This window comes from Streptomyces sioyaensis (assembly GCF_004122735.1).
Classification (GTDB): Bacteria; Actinomycetota; Actinomycetes; order Streptomycetales; family Streptomycetaceae; genus Streptomyces; species Streptomyces sioyaensis.
The window spans coordinates 17587-37723 of the sequence record NZ_SDIF01000027.1 but is presented as its reverse complement, the minus strand read 5'-3'; the positions used below and the strand labels follow the sequence as shown (position 1 = coordinate 37723).

The window sequence follows — 20137 nt, the reverse complement described above, 5'->3', positions numbered from 1 at the left end:
GCGTACCGTCGAGGCCCGCCGCGCGAGGGGTGACCCGGCCGGTCTCCCCCGGCTCACACGCTGTCCCGGGCGTGCTGGGCGATCCGGCGCAGCGCTTCGACGAAGTCCTCGGCGACCGCCCGTACCGTCGCTTCCTCGTGTACGTCGGGGCGGTAGTGCCAGGTGAAGGCGAGCCGGCCGGCCTGCACCGCGCCGACCGCCTCCAGCAGATGGGAGCCGCCGTCGCGCGGGTCGTGGTCCTGACCGAAGGAGCCGTGCTCGGCGCGGACGAGTCCACCGCCGGATCCGCCCGGCCGGGCGTCCCACTGGCCCAGGTAGTTGAACACGACCTGCCCGCGGCCGGTGCGCTCCAGACGCGCGCGCACCTCGGCGGGGCCGTGGGTGCGCAGGGCGCCGAAGCCGAGGCCGTTGCCGGGCACGGCGCGCAGCTGCCGCCGGACGGATTTGACCAGGGCGCGCCAGTCCCGCGACGGGCCGAGGTCCGCGGGGTCGGGCACCTGGAGGCCGACCGGGTAGACGGTGGTGAACCAGCCGACCGTACGGGAGAGGTCGACGCCGTCCAGGATGTCCTCGCGGCCGTGTCCTTCCAGGTCCACGCAGACCCGGTCGCGGCCGGTCCAGCGCGCCAGCGCCAGGGCGAGCGCGGCCAGCAGGACGTCGTTGATGCGGGTGCGGTAGGCGGTGGGGGCCGCGCGCAGCAGCGCCGTGGTGTCCGTCTCGTCCAGCGTCACGGTCACCGTGCGGGCCGGCCGGGCGGACGCGGCACCGTCGTGGTCGACCGGTAGCGGGGCGGGGGCCACGGCGTCCTCCCAGTAGGGGAGTTCGTGGTCCAGCCCCCCTTCGGCGACGTGCGCGGCCAGTCCGCGTGCCCAGTCCCGGAAGGCGGTGGTCCGCTCGCTCAGGGTCACCGGCCCTCCCTGTGCGGCCTGCTGGTAGGCGGTCTCCAGGTCGTCCAGGATGATGCGCCAGGACACGCCGTCGATGACCAGGTGGTGGGCCACCAGGAAGAGGAAGGCGGGGCGGTCCGTGCCACCGGTGAACAGCGCGGCCTTCAGCAGCGGGCCCTGGCCGATGTCGAAGCCCGAGTGGAGGTCGTCGGCGGCCTTCTCCATGGCCGCGTCGGCCTCGTCGGGCGGCAGACCGGTCAGGTCGTGCCGGGTCAGCACGTGCGGGTCGGGGGACGGCGGCGGGTTGTGCTGGCGCCGGCGGCCGCCGTCCTCGGTGAACCGCATGCGCAGCGCGTCGTGGTGGGTCAGGAGCGCGGCCAGGGCGGTCTCCAGAGCCGTGGGGTCGGGCTCGCCGGCCAGTTCGAGCAGCGCCGACTGGTTGAAGTGGTGCGGGTTGGCCCGGGGGGTGGCGAAGAACCAGTCCTGGATGGGGGTGAGCGGCAGGTCGCCGGTCACCGGGCCGCTGTCGGACCGGTCCGGTCCGGTGGTGACGACGCCGGCCAGTGCGGCCACCGTCTGGTGGGTGAACAGGTCCTTGGTGGCGAGGTGCAGTCCGGCCTGGCGCAGGCGGGAGACCACCTGCATGCTGAGGATCGAATCGCCGCCGAGGTCGAAGAAGTTGTCCTCGGCCCCCACCGTGTCGAGCCCGAGGACGTCGGCCCAGATCCGGGCGATCCGGCGTTCGGTGTCGGTGCGCGGCGCGACATGGATGGCGGGGGCGGCGGACGCCGGTTCGGGGTCGGGGAGGGCGCGACGGTCGGTCTTGCCGTTGGGGGTCAGCGGCAGTTCGGCCAGCGGGACGAACACCGACGGCACCATGTGCGGCGGGAGGCTGGCGGCCAGGAAGTCGCGCAGTGCCGGGACGGGCAGCGGCTCCGCGGCCCCGCCGGCCGGGACGACGTAGGCGACCAGGCGGCCGGGGCCGGCGTCCGCGCGGCCGGCCGGGCCGGTGGCGCGGACGGCGACCACGGCGTCGCGTACCTGCGGGCTGCGCCGCAGCGCGCTCTCGATCTCGCCGGGCTCGATGCGGAAGCCGCGCACCTTGACCTGGTCGTCGGCGCGTCCGGCGTAGTGCAGTTCGCCGTCGGCGCCCCACCGCACCAGGTCGCCGGTGCGGTACATCCGGCTGCCCGGGGCGGCGAACGGGTCGGCGACGAAGCGGGCCGCGGTCAGTCCCGGGCGGGCCAGGTAGCCGCGGGCGAGCCCGGCACCGGCCACGTACAGCTCGCCGGTGACACCGACCGGTACGGGTCGCAGGGCGGCATCCAGGACGTAGGCCCGGGTGTTGTCGACGGGGCGGCCGATGGGCGGCGCGCCCGCCTCCGGGACCAGCGGATCGGTCCAGGTGGCGACCACGGTGGCCTCGGTGGGGCCATAGGAGTTGATCATGCGGCGGCCCGGCGCCCAGCGCGCCACAAGATCGGCGGGGCACGCCTCGGCGCCGACGATCAGGGTGCGCAGGTCCGGCAGGGCGTCCGCCGCCTCGGGCGGCACGGTGGCCAGCGCCGCGGGCGGGATCAGGGTGTGGGTGATCCGCCGCTCGGCGAGCACCTGGGCGAGGCGTTCGCCGAGCAGCGGCCCCTCCTCCCCCGCGATCAGTGTCGCCCCCGCGAGCAGGGAGATGCTCAGCTCCAGGAAGGAGGCGTCGAAGCTGGGCGAGGCGAACTGGAGGACCCGGTCGCCGGGTTGGACGCCGTAGCGGGCCGCGGCGGCCGCGGCGAAACCGGCCAGTCCGGCGTGCGTGACGACCACCGCCTTGGGGGTGCCGGTCGAGCCGGAGGTGTAGATGACGTAGGCGGGGTGGCCGGTCCGCAACGGGGCGAGGCGGTCCTGGTCGGTGGGTGCGGAGGCCGGACCGTCCGCGCACCAGATGGCCTCCGGGTCGTCGAGGATCACGGTTGCCGCGGAGTCGCGCACCATGAACTCCCGCCGCTCGGCCGGGTAAGCCGGGTCGACGGGCAGGAACGCGCCGCCGGCCTTCGCCACGGCCAGTTGTGCCACGGCCATCTCCGCCGAGCGGGGCAGTGCCAGGGCCACCAGGCGCTCGGGGCCGACGCCTTGGGCAATGAGCTGGTGTGCCAGCCGGTTGGCCGCGCTCTCCAGCCCGGCGAAGGTCAGCACGCGTGCGCCCTGCACGAGCGCCACCGCGCCGGGTGTCCGGTCCGCCTGCCGCTGGAAGAGCTCGGGCAGGGTGGCCGGGGGTACCGGGCGGACGGCGCCCTGCCGGTCGGTGAGCATCCGTCGCAGTGCGTCGGCGGGTGCCAGGGGCAGGGCGCCGAGCGGGCGGTGCGGGTCGTCGGCGATGCCGGTCAGCAGGGTGGTGAGCTGGTCGGCCATCCTGCGGGCGGTGGCGGTGTCGAAGAGGTCGGTGTTGTAGGTCAGCAGGCCGTGCAGGGCGCCGGAGTCCGTCTCGGCGAACTCCAGGGTGAGGTCGAAGGCGGCGTCGTCGCGGTCCGCTTCGATGTCGCTCACCTGGAGGCCGGGCAGGTCCATCGCCTCGCCGGGCGCGTTCTGGAGCACCACCATGGCCTGGAAGAGCGGGGTGCGGCTGGTGTCCCGGGCCGGCTGGACCTCGTCCACCACCTGCTCGAACGGCACGTCCTGGTGCGCGAAGGCGTCCAGCACGGTGTCGCGGACGCCCGCCAGGAACGCGGGGAAGTCCTGTGCCGGGTCGACCGTCGACCGCAGGACCAGGGTGTTGACGAAGAAGCCGATCAGCCGCTGGGTCTCGGCGCGGTCGCGGCCCGAGGTCACGGTGCCGACCGCGATGTCCTGCTGGCCGGACAGCCGCGCGAAGAGGGCCTGGGCCGCGGCGACCAGCGTCATGAACAGGGTGGTCCGCCGGGTCCGGCCGAACTCCTTCAGGCGGTGGGCCGTCTCCGGCGGCAGGACGATCCCCTCGGTCGCGCCGCTCCTGGTCTGCACGGGCGGGCGCGGCCGGTCGGCGGGCAGCTGGAGCGGCTCGACTCCGGTCAACCGCTCCTTCCAGTAACGGAGTTGGTCTTCGGCGGCCCGGCCGGTGCGTGCCGTCCGCTGCCGGTGCGCGACATCGGCGTACTGCACCGGCAGCGGAGGCAGCTCGGGCGTCGTGTCGTGCAGCGCGGCCCGGTAGAGGTGCGAGAGGTCGCCGGTGAGCACCCCCGTGGACCAGCCGTCCGTGATGATGTGATGGAGCGTCAGGGTCAGTACGTGGTGGTCGTCCGCGAGCCGGACCAGTCCGGCGCGCAGCAAGGGGCCGCTGCGCAGGTCGAAGGGGCGGGTGCGCTCCTCGGCCAGCAGCCGGTCCAGCGCGGCCGTGCGGTCGGCGGCGGGCAGGGACGACAGGTCGCGCAGCGGCAGCAGGACCTCCCGGGGCTCGTGGACGATCTGGACGCCCTGGCCGTCCACGCTGTCGAAGGTGGTCCGCAGCGTCTCGTGCCGGGCCGCCAGCGCCGTCAGGGCCGCGGCGAGCGCGGCGGTGTCGAGCCGGCCGCGCAGCCGCAGGGCGAGCGGGGTGATGTACTCGGTGCTCTCCGGCGTGAACGCGTCGAGGAACCAGAGGCGTTGCTGGGCGAAGGACAGTGGCAGCGGGGCGTCCCGGTCCACCGGGGTACGGGCGCCGTCCTCCTCGGCGGGCTCCTCCCCCGCCGTGAGCAGCGCGGCGAGGGCGGCCGGGGTCGGGTGGGTGAACACGGCCCGCGGGGTCAGCTCGGTGCCGAACGCCTCGGCCAGCCGGGAGGCGAGCCGGATGCTGAGGATCGAGTCGCCGCCCAGCGCGAAGAAGTCGTCCGCGACCCCGACCCGTGCCACGCCGAGCACCTCGGCCCAGACCTGAACCGTGCGGTGTTCGGCCTCGGTGCGCGGGGCGACCGGCTCCGGCCGGTCCGTCCCGGCGGCCGGCTCGGGCAGCGCCGCGCGGTCCACCTTGCCGTTGCCGCTCAGCGGCAGCGCGGCCAGCGGCACGAACGCCGCCGGGACGAGGTAGTCGGGCAGGGTGCCGCGGGCGTACCCGCGCAGCTCCTCGGTGTCGAGCCCGTCGTGGCCGACCACATAGGCGACCAGGTGCTTGGTTCCGGGCCGGTGCTCGCGGGCCACGACGGCCACGTCCACGACGCCCGGGTGGGCGGCCAGTGCCGCCTCCACCTCGCCGGGCTCGACGCGGAAGCCCCGGATCTTGACCTGGTCGTCGGCGCGGCCGAGGAACTCCACGGTGCCGTCGGGCCGCCGGCGGGCGAGGTCCCCGGTGCGGTACATCCGTGCGCCGGGCGGCCCGGACGGATCCGCGACGAAGCGCTCCGCGGTGGCTCCGGGGCGGCCGAGGTAGCCGCGGGCCACCCCCTCGCCGGCCAGGCAGAGTTCACCCGCGGTGCCCGGCGGCACCGGGCGCATCCGGGCGTCGAGGACGTGGACGCGCATGTCGTCCAGCGGGTGGCCGATCGGCACCGTGGCGGGGACCGCGGCGGCGTCGGTCATCGCGAAGGACGTCGCGAAGGTCGTGGTCTCGGTCGGGCCGTAGCCGTCCACGACGGTCAGGTCCGGGCAGGCGGACAGCGCACGGCGCACGGCGGCGGCCGGCACCACGTCGCCGCCGGTCCACACCTGGCGCAGCCCCGCGAAGCAGTCCGGCGCGTCCTGGGACAGCAGCCGGAACAGCCCGGCCGTCAGCCACAGCGCCGTCAGCTCTCCTCCGGCGGCCAGTCGCCGCAGCAGGGCCACGTCCACCGGGCCGGGCGGTGCGACCACGATCCGGCCGCCGTTCAGCAGCGGCGCCCAGACCTCGAAGGTGGCGGCGTCGAACGCCACCGGCGAGTGCAGCAGCACCCGGGCGACGTCGGGGCCGGCGAACCGGCTGTCGGTGGCGAGCGCCGCCACGTCCCGGTGGCGCACCCCGACGGCCTTCGGGATGCCGGTCGACCCGGAGGTGAACATCACGTACGCCAGCCGGTCCGGGTCGGCGGGCGGCAGCGTCCGCTCCCCGGCCGGGGTGGCGGTCCGCGCGGCGGTGACCTCCCCGGCGGTCAGCCGGGTTGTCACTCCCGCCTGGTCGAGCAGCATCCGGCGGCGTTCCTCGGGGGCCCGGCCGTCCACGGGCAGATAGGCGCCGCCCGCCTTGAGCACCGCCAGCTGGGCGACCACGAGCGCGGCCGAGCGTTCCATGAGCAGGGCGACCCGGTCCTCGGGGGCCAGGCCGTCGGCCAGCAGCCGGTGGGCCACCCGGTTCGACCAGTCGGCAAGTTGACGGTAGGTCAGCTCGGTGCCGTCGGCGTCGGTGAGCGCGGGCGCGTCCGGGGTGCGGCGCACCTGTGCGGCGAACCGGTCCACCGGCGAGCCGGCCGGGACGTGCCGCGCGGGGGTGTTCCACCGGCGCAGTACCGCGCGGTCGGCGTCGGTGAGCAGGCCGAGGTCGTCCAGGCGCCGGTCGGCGCCGTCGGCGACCGCGGTCAGCAGGGTCTCCAGGCGGTCCGCGGCCCGCTCCACCGTCTCCCGGTCGAACAGCGTCCCGTCGTAGGCGAGGTCGAAGCCGAGACGGTCGTCGAGGTAGGCGCGCAGGCACAGCGGGAAGGTGGTGGCGTCCTCGGCGCGCACGTCCTGGATGCGGATGCCCGCACCGGTGGCGGCGGCCTCGTCGAACGGGTAGTTCTCGAAGACCACCATGCTGTCGAACAGCGCCTCGCCCGCGGGGAGTTCGCTGAGGGACTGGATGCGGGCGAGCGAGACGAAGTCGAAGCGCCGGGAGTCGCTCTGCTGCTCCTGGAGGCCGCGCAGCCAGGGCAGCACGCCCTGGGTCCCGTCGACCACGGCACGCGTCGGGACGGTGTTGATGAACATGCCGACCATGGCCTCCACCCCCGGCAGTTCGGCCGGGCGGCCGGAGACCGTGGTGCCGAACACCACGTCCTGGCGGCCGCTGTAGCGGGCCAGCAGCAGCGCCCAGGCGCCCTGGACCACGGTGTTGACGGTCAGTCCGCTCCGCCGGGCCGTGCTGCGCAGCCGCTCGGAGACCTCGGGGGTGAGGTCCAGGTGCACCAGGGCGCCCGAGCGGGCACGGTGCGCCTCGACGGGCTGCCGGTCGTAGGGCAGCGGGGTGCGGGCGGTGAACCCGGCGAGGGTGTCCGTCCAGTGCCGCTCGGCCTCCTCCTCGTCCTGCTCGGCCAGCCAGTGCAGGAAGTCCCGGAACGGGCGGCGGGCCGGGGGCCGGACGGTACGGCCCTCGACGGTCGCCGCGTACTGCGCGCACACGTCGGCGAAGAGCGCGCCGGTGCTCCAGCCGTCGAGCATCAGGTGGTGCGAGGACCACACCAGCACGATCTCGTCGCCGGGCAGCGCCGCCACCGCGATCCGGCTCAGCGGTGCCCGGGTCACGTCCAGGCCGGCCGCCCGGTCCGCGGCGAGCAGCTCCGTCAGCGCGCGCTCGCGTGCGTCGGGAGCCAGGGTCCGCCAGTCGTGGTGGACGACGGGCAGGACGGCGTGGCGGTGCACGACCTGCACCGGGTGGGGCAGGCCCTGCCAGTGGACGCTGCTGCGCAGCGCCGGGGTGCGGTCGGCGACGGTCTGCCAGGCCGCGGCGAACGCCTGCGGGTCGGCGACCCCGGCGATCCGCAGGGTCATCTGGTCGAAGTAGGCGCCCGCCTCGTCGACCAGCCCGTGGAAGAGCATGCCGGCCTGCAGCGGGGTGAGCCGGTGGATGTCGGCGACATGGTGTCCGTCGCCCGCGACCAGGTCCACCTGGTGCTGGTCGAGCCCGGCGAGCGGGAAGTCGGACGGCGTGCGGCCGCCGGTGTCCGGCCGGGCGCAGTGCGCGACGATCTCGCCCAGCGCCGCGGCGGTGTCCTCGGCGAGGCGGCGCACGGTGGACTCGTCGTAGCGCGCGGGCGAGTAGGTCCAGCCGAGTTCGAGCCTGCCGTCCTGGACGACGCCCGTCACGTCGAGCAGGTAGGTGCGCTCCTCGTCGGGGTCGGTGTCCGCGCCGGCCGGCGGCAGGGCGGCGCGGTAGAGTCCGCCGCCGCCGTCCGGCTCGGTACCGGACGCAACGTCCCACTGGCCGTGGTAGTTGAAGCCGATCCGCGGCGCCGGCGCGTCGTGCAGCGGGCCCGGCCCGGCGAGGTGGCGCAGCGCGCAGTAGCTCAGACCGCGCAGCGGGACGGCGCGCAGCTGCTCCTTGACGGACCGTACGGTCTCGCGCCAGTCCGCGTCGGGGGCGACGGTCAGGGCGAGCGGGAATTCGGCGGTGAACCAGCCGACGGTGCGCGACAGGTCCAGGTCGTCGAAGAGGTCCTCGCGGCCGTGTCCCTCGACGCCGAGGAGCACGGTGTCCTGTCCGCTCCAGCGGGCCAGGGTACGGCCGAGGGCGCTGAGCAGGACGTCGTTGACCTGGGTGCGGTAGACGTCGGGGACCTGGCGCAGCAGGGCCTCGGTCTCGGCGCGGCCCAGGCGGACGGTGAGGGTGGCGGCCTCGCCGTGGGTGTTGCTGCCCTCCCGGTCGGTGGGGAGGCCGGCGGGGGCCGCACAGGTGCGGGTCCAGTACGCCAGGTCGCCGTCGAGGGCGCCGGAGCGGGTGTGCTGCTCCAGGCGGGCCGCCCAGTGACCGTAGCCGCTGCTCGCCGGGGGCAGACCGGCCGGCCGGCCGGCGGCGGCGTTGCGGCAGGCGGTCTCCAGGTCGCCGAGCAGGATGCGCCAGGACACCCCGTCGATCACCAAGTGGTGGACGGTGAGCAGGAGTTGGGCGGGGCGGTCGGGTCCGCGGTCGAAGTACAGGACCCGTACGACCCGGCCCTCGGTGGGGTCGAGGGCGGTCTGCGCGGCGGTGGCCGCGCGCTGGACGGCTGCCTCCTGGGCCGGCTCGTCGAGTCCGGTCAGGTCGTGGCGGGTGAAGACCTCGCCGGGGGCGGTGGGCAGCACGTCCTGGTGCCAGGCGCCGTCGGTGCGGCGGAAGCGGGTGCGCAGCGCCTCGTGGTGGGCGACCAGGGCATCGGCCGCCTGCCGCAGCGCCTCTTCCGTGCCGTCCGGGGCCAGTTCCAGCCGGTGGGTCATGGAAAAGCGCAGCGCGTCGCCGGGCCGTCGCCCGTCGAGGTACCAGTGCTGGATGGGGGTGAGCGGGGCCGGTCCGGCCGGGGCCGGGCCGGCGTCGGCGGGCGGCGGGGTCACGGCGTCGGTGCACAGGGCGAGTTCCGCGATCGTCTGGTGGCGGAAGACGTCCTTGGAGGTGAGGGCGAGCCCGGCGCGGCGGGCCCGGGAGACGATCTGGATGCTGAGGATCGAGTCGCCGCCGAGGGCGAAGAAGTTGTCCTCGACGCCGACGCGGGGGACGCCGAGCACCTCCGCCCAGATGCCCGCGAGGCAGGTCTCGGTGTCGTTGCGCGGGGCCACGTGGCGCGTCGCGGTGTCCGGCTGGGCCGGGGGCGCGGGCAGGGCGCGCCGGTCGGTCTTGCCGCTGCTGGTCCGCGGCACCCGCTCCAGCGCGACGAACGCCGCGGGGACCATGTAGTCCGGCAGCGTGCGGCGCAGTCGGACCCGCAGTTCCTCGGCCGGGGGTGTCCGCTCCCCGGCGGGGACCACGTAGGCCACCAGCCGCGCCCGGCCGTCGTGTTCCCGCGCCACCACCACGGTGTCCGCGACCTCGGGGTGGTCCAGGAGGGCCGCCTCGATCTCACCGGGCTCGATGCGGTGGCCGCGGATCTTGACCTGTTCGTCGGTGCGCCCCAGGAACTCCAGCAACCCCTGCGCGTCGTGGCGGGCGCGGTCGCCGGTGCGGTACATGCGGGTGCCGGGCGGGCCGAACGGGTCGGCGACGAAGCGCCCGGCGGTGAGCCCGGGCCGCCCCCGGTAGCCGCGGGCGACCTGGGCACCGGCCAGATACAGCTCGCCCGGTACCCCGGCCGGCACCGGCTGCAGCCGCCCGTCGAGCACATAGGCGCGCAGGTTGCGGCCCGGCCGGCCGATGACGGGCCGCTCGGCGTGGTCGGTGAAGCGGCCGTAGACGGCGTCGACGGTGCACTCGGTGGGGCCGTAGACGTTGTACGCGGTGAGGCCGTCGGTCTCCCGCAGCTCCCGCCACAGCGGCGTGCCGATGGCCTCGCCGCCCACCATGACGAGGCGCGGACGGTGGCCCTCGCCGGTGAACAGTCCGGCGGCCATCAGCTCGTGCAGGAAGGTCGGTGTCACATCGATGCCGTCCAGGCGGTGTGCGGCGATCTGCGCGACGAACGCGGCCGGGTCCAGGCGTACCTCGTCGTCGACGAGGTGGACCTGCTGGCCCAGCGCCAGCAGCAGCGGGCCTTCCCACGAGGTGTCGAAGGAGAAGGCGGCGCTGAGCGCGAAGCGCAGCTGGCTTCCTTCGGTGGCGTGCGGTGCGACGAGCCCGGCCAGATGGTCGTGGCAGAGGTTGACCAGCTGGCGGTGTTCGACGGCGACGCCCTTGGGCCTGCCGGTGGAGCCGGAGGTGTAGTTGACGTAGGCGGTGTGGGCGCCGCACAGCGGCGCGATCCGGTCGGCGTCGGTGGGGTTGTGGGTGGGCAGCCCGTCCAGCGGGGCGTCGCGCAGCGTGCCGGGGGTCACGACGGTCTGCGGCGCGGCGTCCGCGAGCAGGAACGCGAGGCGGTCCTCGGGCAGTTCGGGGTCGAGGGAGAGCTGGGTGCCGCCCGCCTTGAGGACGGCGAGGAGCGCCACCACCATGTCCGAGGTGCGCGGCAGCCGGACGGCGATCACACGCTCCGGGCCGGCGCCGAGGCCGATGAGGTGGTGGGCCAGCCGGTTGGCTCGGGTGTTCAGGGTGGCGAAGTCGAGGGTGGCGTCCCGGGCCACCAGGGCGGTGGCGTGCGGGGTGCGGGCGGCCTGGGCCTCGAACAGCTCGGTGAAGGTGGTGTCCGGTACGGGCAGCACCTCGCCCTGCCACTCCTCCAGTACCTGCCGGCGCTCCGGGGCGGACAGCAGCGGCAGTTCGCCCACCGTCCGTCCGGGGTCGTCCGCGACCGCCTCCAGCAGCAGCCGCAGCCGGCCGGTCATCCGCTGGACGGTGTCCGCGTCGAAGAGGTCGGTGTCGTACTCCACGAACGCGGTGAGGCCGCCGTCCCGCTCGACGAAGTCGAAGCCGAGGTCGAAGGAGGCGTGGCGGACCGGCGGCTGGACGGCCTCGACGTCGAGGCCGTCCAGCCGCGGGGCCTCGCCGCCCAGGTTGTGCAGCGCGACCATGACCTGGAACAGGGGGGTGCGGCTGGTGTCCCGCTCCGGCTGGAGGACGTCCACGAGCCGTTCGAAGGGCACGTCCTGGTGGGCGAAGGCGTCCAGCACGGTGCTGCGCACGTCCTTCAGCAGGGCGCTGAACGGGCGGTCCGCGGGTACCCGGCCGCGCAGCACCAGGGTGTTCACGAACATCCCGACCAGGTGCTCCAGTTCGGGGCGTTCGCGTCCGGAGGCCACGGTGCCGACCGCGATGTCCTCCTGGCCGGCCCAGCGGGCGAGGAGGACCTGGCAGGCCGCGAGCAGCGTCATGTAGAGGGTGGCGTCGGCGCGGCGGCCGGTCTCCCGCAGCCGCTCGGTCAACTCGGCGGGCAGCGCGAACTCCAGCAGCGCGCCGTTCTTGGTGCGGACGGCGGGCCGCGGCCGGTCGGTCGGCAGCTCCAGCGGGGCAACACCGTCCAACTGGGTTTTCCAGTAGGCGAGTTGCTCCTCCGCTTGGTCGGTCCGGGCGCGCTGCCAGACCGCGTAGTCGGCGTACTGGACGGGCAGCGGGGGCAGGTCCGGGCGGCGGTCGTGCCGGGCCGCCGCGTACAGCTCGCCCAGGTCCCGGCCGAGCACCGCGGTGGACCAGCCGTCGGTGACGATGTGGTGCATGGCCAGGGTCAGTACGTGCTCGTCGGCGGCGAGGCGGATCAGCCGGGTGCGCAGCAGCGGCCCGGTGGCCAGGTCGAAGGGGGTGCTGCCGTCGCGTGCCAGCAGGTCGTCGAGCGCGCGGTCGCGAGCCTGCGGCGGGAGGGCCGACAGGTCGTGCAGCGGCAGGTCCACCGGAGCGGGGGCGTGTACCTGCTGGTGGGCGTGGCCGTCCTGTTCGGCGAAGGTGGTGCGCAGCGATTCGTGCCGGGCCACCAGGGCGTCCAGGGCGGTGCGCAGCGCGGCCTCGTCGAGGTGGCCGCCCAGGCGCAGTACGAAGAAGGTCAGGTACTCGGTGCTGTCCGGCTCGAAGCGGTCCAGGAACCACAGGCGCTGCTGGGCGAAGGACAGCGGCACCGCGGCGGCGCGGTCGGCCGCCGGTATCGCGTCGGCCGGCACCGGGCGGTCCGCGGTACTCGCGGACGCCGCCGGGCCGGGCAGGGCGGCGGCCAGCGCGGACACCGTCGGCCGGGTGAACAGCAGCCGGGGCGAGACCTCGGCGCCGAGGGCGGCGCGCAGCCGGGAGGTGACGCGGATGGCGAGGATCGAGTCGCCGCCCAGCGCGAAGAAGTTGTCCTCCGCGCCCACGTCCCCGGCGTCCAGCACCTCGGCCCACACCCGGGCGACGAGGCGCTCGGCCTCGGTGCGCGGGGCGGTGCGGTCCGCGCCGGCGGCGTAGCCGTCCGGGCCGGGGGCGGGCAGCGCCCGGCGGTCGAGCTTGCCGTTGACGGTCAGCGGCAGCGCGTCCAGGGCGACATAGGCGGCGGGCACCATGTGCGCGGGCAGGGTGTGCGCCAGGTGGGCACGGAGTGCGGCCGCGGGCGGCGGGGCGTCCTGGCCCGCGCCCACGACGTGGGCGACCAGCCGCCGCACGCCGGGAGTGTCCTCGCGGACGTCCACCACGGCCGCACCGATGCCGGGGTGGGAGTGCAACGCGGCCTCGATCTCGCCGAGTTCGATGCGGAACCCGCGGATCTTGACCTGCTGGTCGGCGCGGCCGAGGTACTCCAGGGTGCCGTCGGGCCGCCACCGGGCCCGGTCGCCGGTGCGGTACATCCGGGTGCCGGGCGGGCCGAAGGGGTTGGCGACGAACCGCGCGGCGGTCAGGCCGGGGCGGTGCAGATAGCCGCGGGCCAGGCCCTCCCCCGCGACGTACAGCTCGCCGACGGCGCCGTGCGGCACCGGGGCGAGGTCGCCGTCGAGGACATGGACGCGCAGGTCGGGCAGGCCGGAGCCGATGGCGCTGGCGGTGGCGCCGGTCACGGTGGCGCGGTCGAGCGGGGCGTAGGAGACGTGCACGGTGGTCTCGGTGATCCCGTACATGTTGACCAGGGCGGGTGCGGTGTCGGGGTGCCGCTCGTACCAGTCGGTCAGCCGTGCCAGGTCCAGTGCCTCGCCGCCGAAGATCACCTTTCGCAGGCGCAGGCGGGCGCCGAGGTCGGGGTGTTCGGCGTCCGCGCGCATCAGGGGGTAGAACGCGGACGGCGTCTGATTGAGCACCGTGACCCGTTCGTCCGCCAGCAGGCGCAGGAACTCCTCGGGGGCCCGGGCGGTGTCGTGCGGGACGACGACGAGGCGGCCGCCGTGCAGCAGCGCGCCCCAGATCTCCCAGACGGAGAAGTCGAAGGCGTAGGAGTGGAAGAGCGTCCACACGTCGTGCTCGTCGAAGCCGAACCAGTGGCGGGTGCGGGAGAACAGCCGCACCACGTTGGCGTGCGGGACGACCACGCCCTTGGGCAGGCCGGTGGAGCCCGAGGTGTAGATGACGTAGGCGGGCGACTCCGGGAGCGGGCGGCGGGTCTTTTCCGGGCCGGTGGCGGGGCGTGCGGCCAGGTCGTCGCGGACCGCGGGCTCGTCGAGCAGCAGCCGGGGGACGTCCGTACCGGGGAGCCGACCGGCGACGGCGGCGGTGGTCACCAGCAGGGCCGGGGTGGCGTCGGTGAGCAGCCGGTCGACGCGGCCGCCGGGCAGCTCGGGGTCGACGGGGAGGTAGGCGGCGCCGGTCTTCAGCACCGCCACGATCGCCACGATCAGATCCGCCGAGCGGGGCAGGGCGAGCGCCACGAAGCGCTCGGGGCCAGCACCGTACTCGGCCAGCCGGTGGGCCAGCCGGCCCGCCCGCGCGTCGAGTTCGGCGTACGAGAGAGTGACGCCGGCGCAGGTCACGGCGGCGGCGTCGGGGGTACGGGCGGCCTGCGACGCGAAGAGGTCCACCAGGGTCGCCTCGGGGCGGCCGTGCTCGGTGCCGTTCCAGTCGACCAGCATCCGGCGGCGTTCCTCGGCCGTCGTCCACGCCAGCTCGCGCAGCGGGCGGTCCACGTCGGTGGCGATCTCCGCGAGCAGCAGGCACAGCCGGTCGGCGAGCGCGCGGACGGTGGCGGGGTCGAAGAGGTCGGGGTCGTAGGCGAGGTCGAAGCCGAGGCGGTCGCTGTGGTGGGCGCGCAGCACCAGGGGGAAGTTGGTCGCGTCCCGGGAGGTGACCTGCGCGAGGCGCACCCCGGCGCCGGAGGTCCGGGCCTCGTCGAAGGGGTAGTTCTCGAAGGCGACCATGCTGTCGAACAGCGCGGTGCCGGCCGGTACGTCGCTGAACGAGGCGAGCTGCGCCAGCGAGACGGCCTCGAAGCGGCGGGACTCGGACTGGGCGTCCTGGAGCTCTTGCAGCCAGCCGGCGGCGGTGCGGTGCCCGTCGACCCGTACCCGGGTGGGCAGCGTGTTGATGAACATCCCCACCATCGACTCGACGCCGTGCAGGGTGTCCGGCCGGCCGGACACGGTGGTGCCGAACACCACGTCCGGCTCGCCGCTGTAGCGGGCCAGCAGCAGTGCCCAGGCGCCCTGCACCACGGTGTTGAGGGTCAGTCCGCCGCGCCGGGCGGTGCGCAGCAGTTCCGCGGAGCGCTCGACGGGCAGGCTCACCGTCAGCACCTCGGCGGAGCGGGCCCGGTGGGCCTCGCGGGGCGGGCGGTCGCAGGGCAGCGGGGTCGGGGTGGCGAAGCCGGCGAGGACGGCGCGCCAGTGTTCCTCGGCCGCGCGGTCGTCCCGGCCGGACAGCCAGCGGACGTAGTCGCCGAAGGGACGGCGGGCGGGCGGCGCCGGTTCGCGGCCGGCGACGAGCCCGGCGTACTCCTCGCAGACCTCGGTCAGCACCTGGGCCAGGCTCCAGCCGTCCAGGATCAGGTGGTGCGAGGTCCACAGCAGCCGCAGCGCTCCGCCGGGCAGCTGGATCAGGGTGAGCCGCATCAGCGGTGGGGTGCCGAGGTCCAGGCCGCGCGCCAGGTCCTCGGCCTGGAGCCGGGCGAGTCGGTCCGTGCGCCACTCCTCGTCCCGTGCGCGCCAGTCGAGGTGTGCGACGGGCACGGTCGCCCGGCGGTGCACGAGTTGGAGCGGTACGGGCACGCCCTCCCAGACGACCGAGGTGCGCAGCACCGGCGTCCGGTCGGTCACCCGCTGCCAGGCCCGGGCGAACGCCCGCGGGTCGGCCACCCCGTCCAGCAGCAGGGTGGCCTGGTCGAGGTACACGTCGTCCGCGCCGCCCACCAGGCGGTGGAAGAGCATGCCTTCCTGGAGCGGGGTCAGCGGATAGATGTCCTCGACGGCGCGCCCGTCCCCGGCCAGCCGGTCCACGCCGGCCTGATCGAGGCGGGCCAGCGGGAAGTCGGAGGGGGTGCGGCCGCCGGCGTCCGGCCGGGCGCAGTGGGCGACGAGGGCGGTCAGCGCCTGGACCGTGCCGTCCGCCAGGTTCCGGACGGTGCGCTCGTCGTGCACCTGGTCGCTGTAGTGCCAGGTGATCTCCAGGACGCCGTCGGCCACCACGGCCGAGATGTCCAGCAGGTGGTCGAGGACCTCCCCGGCGGCCAGGTCGCGGCCGGGAGCCTCGCCGGCGGGGGTGAAGTCGCCGTCGTGCGCGCTCTCCCACTGGCCGTGGTAGTTGAAGCAGACCTGGGGCAGCGGCAGTGCGCGCAGGGCGCCGGCGGCCGGGTCGGGTGAGCCCAGGCGGGCGAGCGCCTCGTAGCCGAGGCCGCGCCTTGGGACGGCACGCAGCCGTTCCTTGACCGCCTTGAGCGTGGCGCCCCAGTCCGGCGCGTGCGGCGAACCGGCCAGGGTGAGCGTCACGGGGTACTGGGTGGTGAACCAGCCGACCGTACGGGACAGGTCGGCACCGTCGCCGGCCACCTCGGCAGGGTCGCCGACGGCCGCACCGCTGTCGTGGAGGTCCTCGCGGCCGTGCCCCTCCAGGGCCACCGTCACCCGGTCCGTGCCCGCCCAGTCGGCGAGCACCCGGCCGACCGCGCTGAGCAGCACGTCGTTGACCTGGGTCCGGTACACGCCGGGCACCCGGCGCAGCAGGGCCTCGGTGGTGTCGCGGTCGAGGCGCGCGCGGACGGTGCGGGCGGACCCGGCGAGCGGGGTGCCGGGGCGGTCGACCGGCAGCGGGGTGCGCGCCGCACCGCTCTCGGTGCGCCAGTACGCCAGGTCCTCGTCCAGGCCGCCGTCCCGTACGTGGCGGGACAGTGCGGTGGCCCAGGTGGTGAACGGCGTGGTGGCGGGCTCCAGTTGGACCGGCTCGCCGGCGGCGGCCTGGTGGTAGGCGCGCTCCAGGTCGGCGAGGAGGATGCGCCAGGAGACGCTGTCCACGGCGAGGTGATGGGCCGTCAGGAAGAGTTGTGACCGGTCGCCGGGGTCCGGCGGGAACAGGACGGCGCGCAGCAGCGTCCCGGTGGCCGGGTCGAGGGCCGCGCGGGCGGCGTCGGCCGCCTCGGTCCGCGCGGCCTCCCGTGCGGTGGCGGTGGTCCCGGACGGGGTGTGCCGGGTCAGCAGGCCGGGGGCGACAGGGGCCCCGGGGTGCTGGCGCCAGGTGTCGCCGGTGCGGACGAAGCGGGTGCGCAGCGCCGGATGGTGGGCGGCCACGGCGTGCAGGGCCCGCTCCAGGGCGTCCTGGTCGAGGTCGCGGGGCAGGTCCAGCAGCATCGACATGGTGAAGTGCCGCAGCGGTCCGTGGGTCGCGAAGAACCACTCCTGGATGGGGGTGAGCGGGGCCGGGCCGGCCTCGTCCGGCTGCCGGGGCGCGGGGGCCGGGGCGCCGCGCAGGTCCACGGCGGCGGCCAGTTCGGCGACGGTCTGGTGCTGGAAGACGTCCCGGGAGGTGAGGTGCAGGCCGGCGGCGCGGGCCCGGGAGACCGCCTGGATGCTGAGGATCGAGTCGCCGCCCAGCTCGAAGAAGTTGTCGTCGGCGCCCACCTGCGCGACGCCGAGCACCGCGGACCAGATCCCGGCCAGCGTCCGCTCGGCAGGGGTGCGCGGCGCCACGAACTCCCGCTCGCGCGCGGCCGCGTCGAGGTCGGGGGCGGGCAGCGCGCGGCGGTCCAGCTTGCCGCTGCTGTTCAGCGGCAGGACGTCGAGGACGACGAAGGCGGCGGGCACCAGGGGGCCGGGCAGGGTGCGCTGGAGAGCGGCTCGCAGCTCGGCGGCGGCGGGCGGCCCGGCCTCGGCGGCGGGGGTCACGTAGGCGGCGATCCGGGCGTGGCCGCGCACGTCGTCGACGGCGACGACGGCCGCCTCGGCGACTGCCGGCAGCGCCCGCAGGGCCGCCTCGATCTCGCCGGGTTCGATGCGGTGGCCGCGGATCTTGACCTGGTCGTCGGCGCGGCCGAGGTAGTCGAGCCGTCCGTCGGCCGTCCAGCGGGCGAGGTCGCCGGTGCGGTACATCCGGCTGCCGGGGGGACCGAACGGGTCCGCCACGAACCGGGCGGCGGTCAGTCCGGGGCGGTGCAGATAGCCGCGCGCGACCTGGTCCCCCGCCAGGTAGAGCTCGCCGCCGACGCCGGGCGGCACCGGCTGGAGCCGGTGGTCGAGGACATGGGCGCGGACGTTGGCCAGCGGCCGCCCCACCACGGGCCGCCCGGTGCCGTCGATGCGGCAGGCCAGCGCGTCGACGGTGCACTCGGTGGGGCCGTAGAAGTTGTACGCGGCGACGTCGGGCAGCGCGGACAGCTCCCGCCACAGGTCCGGGCCGACCGCCTCGCCGCCCAGCATCAGCAGCCGGGGGTGGTGGCGGGGGTCGGTGAGCAGTCCGGCGGGCAGCAGCTGGCGCAGGTAGGAGGGGGTCAGGTCGAGGAAGTCGATGCGGTGGGCGACGGCGTACTCGACCAGCGCGGCCGGGTCGAGCCGGGTCGCCTCGTCGACCAGGTGCAGCGGGTGGCCGTCGGCCATCAGCAGCACGCCCTCCAGCGAGGTGTCGAAGGAGAACGACGCGGTCAGGGCCACCCGCAGCGGGCCGGCGCCGGCCGCGGCGACGAAGCCGTCGCGGTGGCCGGCGAGCAGGTTCATCAGGGACCGGTGGGCCACGGCCACCCCCTTGGGGCGGCCGGTGGAGCCGGAGGTGTAGATCACGTAGGCGGTGTGGCCGGGCAGCAGCGGGGCGCGGCGGTCGGCGTCGGTGGGGTCGGTCGCGGGCGCCGACGCGGGCACCTCGCCCAGCGCCGCCTCGTCGAGCACCAGCATCGGCCGCGCGTCCGCCAGCAGGAAGCGCAACCGCTCCGCGGGCAGTTCGGGGTCGACCGGCAGGTATCCGGCGCCGGACTTGAGGACGGCGAGGATCGCCACGACCATGTCGGCGGTGCGCGGCAGCCGCAGCGCGACGAGCTGTTCGGGGCCCGCACCGCGGTCGATGAGGTGGTGGGCCAGCCGGTTGGCGCGGGCGTTGAGCGCGGCGTAGTCGAGCGTGGTGTCCCCGGCGACCAGGGCCGTGGCGTGCGGGGTGCGGACCGTCTGCGCCTCGAACACCTCGGGGTAGGTGGCGGGGGTGACGGGCAGCGCGGTGTCGTTCCACTCGGTGGTCAGCCGCTTCCGCTCGCGCGCCGAGAGCAGGGACAGCTCGCCCAGCGGGCGGTCCGGTTCGGTGGCCACGCCGTCGAGCAGGAGCAGCAGTTGCTCCGCCATCCGCGCCGCCGTCGAGGCGTCGAACAGATCGGTGCGGTACTCCAGCAGGCCGGTCAGCCCTTCGCCGTCGGGGACGAACTCGACGCTCAGGTCGAAGGTGGCGGCCCGGCGGGGCACGGTGACGTTCCGGGCGGTCAGCCCGCGCAGGCCGGGGGCCTCGGGCGGGGCGGGGTGCAGCAGCACCATGACGTCGAAGAGCGGGTTGCGGCCCGCCTGGCGTACCGCCCCCACGGCCTCCACCAGCCGTTCGAAGGGGGTGTCGTCGTGGGCGAAGGCGTCGAGGACGGTGCCGGCCGCGGTGTCCAGCAGGTCGCGGTAGGGGCGTGCGATGTCGACCGGGCAGCGCAGCACGACGGTGTTGACGAAGAAGCCGACCGCGCGCTCCAGTTCGGTGCGGCCGCGTCCGGGGGTCAGCGATCCGACGGTGATGTCGTCCTGCCCCGACCAGCGGGCGAAGAGCGCCTGGCAGGCCGCGATCAGCGCGGTGAACAGGGTGGTGTGCTGCTCGGCCGCCAGCTGGCGCAGCCGGGCCGTGGTCCGCGACGGGACGTGGAACTCGTGGACCGCGCCGCTTCCGGACTCCGCGCCGCTGCGTGGGCGGTCGAGCGGCAGCTCCGGCGGCGAGGCCCGGTCCAGCTGCTTGGTCCAGTAGGACAGTTGCTCCGCCAGCAGGGCGCCGGTCAGCCGGCCGCGCTGCCAGACGGCGTAGTCCGGGTACTGGGTCGCCACCGGTGCGAGCTCCGGCGTCTCGCCGTGGGCCAGGGCGTCGTAGAGCGTGCACAGTTCGTCCAGCAGGACGCCCATGGACCAGCCGTCGGTGACGATGTGGTGCGCGGTGAGCAGGAGGACGTGCTCGTCGGCGGCCAGGCGCACCAGCAGGGCCCGCAGCAGCGGTCCGGTGCGCAGGTCGAACGGGCGGGAGTACTCCGTCAGCAGCAGCTCGTCCAGCGCCGCGTGGCGCCGGGAGGGTTCGTCCGGGCCCACATCACCTTCGGGAGCATTCTCTTGATGTCCCGTCAGGTAGTGGACCGGCAGCGGCACCGGGGCGGCCGGGTGCACGGTCTGCACCGGCCGGCCGTCGATGTCGTCGAACGTGGTCCGCAGCGCCTCGTGGCGCTCCAGCGCGGCGTCCAGTGCTCCGGACAGCGCGACCCGGTCCAGGCTGCCGGTCAGCCGCAGCGCGACCGCGCTGTTGTAGCGGCAGTCGCCGGGGCGGAGCTGGTCGAGGAACCACAGGCGCTGCTGGGCGAAGGAGAGCGGCAGCGGCGCGGACCGGTCGGCCCGGGGGATGGTCTCCCGGGCCTTCGCGGCGGCTCCGCCGGTCTGCCCTGCCAGGCGGCGGCGCAGCGCTTCCTGGAGCTCCTGCGGCAGGGCCGCGGCGCGGCCCTTCTTCGAAGACGTCATGG

The 20137-nt window shown here is 75.4% G+C and carries 1 protein-coding gene; it reads right to left on the bottom strand.

Features of this window, described 5'->3' with window-relative positions; all coding sequences use genetic code 11:
* Window positions 1-53: 53 nt before the first annotated feature.
* The gene (locus tag EST54_RS12555; protein WP_129247679.1) at window positions 54-20135 is read right to left on the bottom strand and encodes a non-ribosomal peptide synthase/polyketide synthase; all 20082 of its coding nucleotides are present in this window, start codon (window positions 20133-20135) and stop codon (window positions 54-56) included.
* Between the last annotated feature and the right edge of the window lie 2 nt (window positions 20136-20137).

Bases quoted from the DNA above. Each gene is read 5' to 3' on its own strand.
- EST54_RS12555 (WP_129247679.1), bottom strand. From the start codon at position 20,135: ATGACGTCTTCGAAGAAGGGCCGCGCCGCGGCCCTGCCGCAGGAGCTC.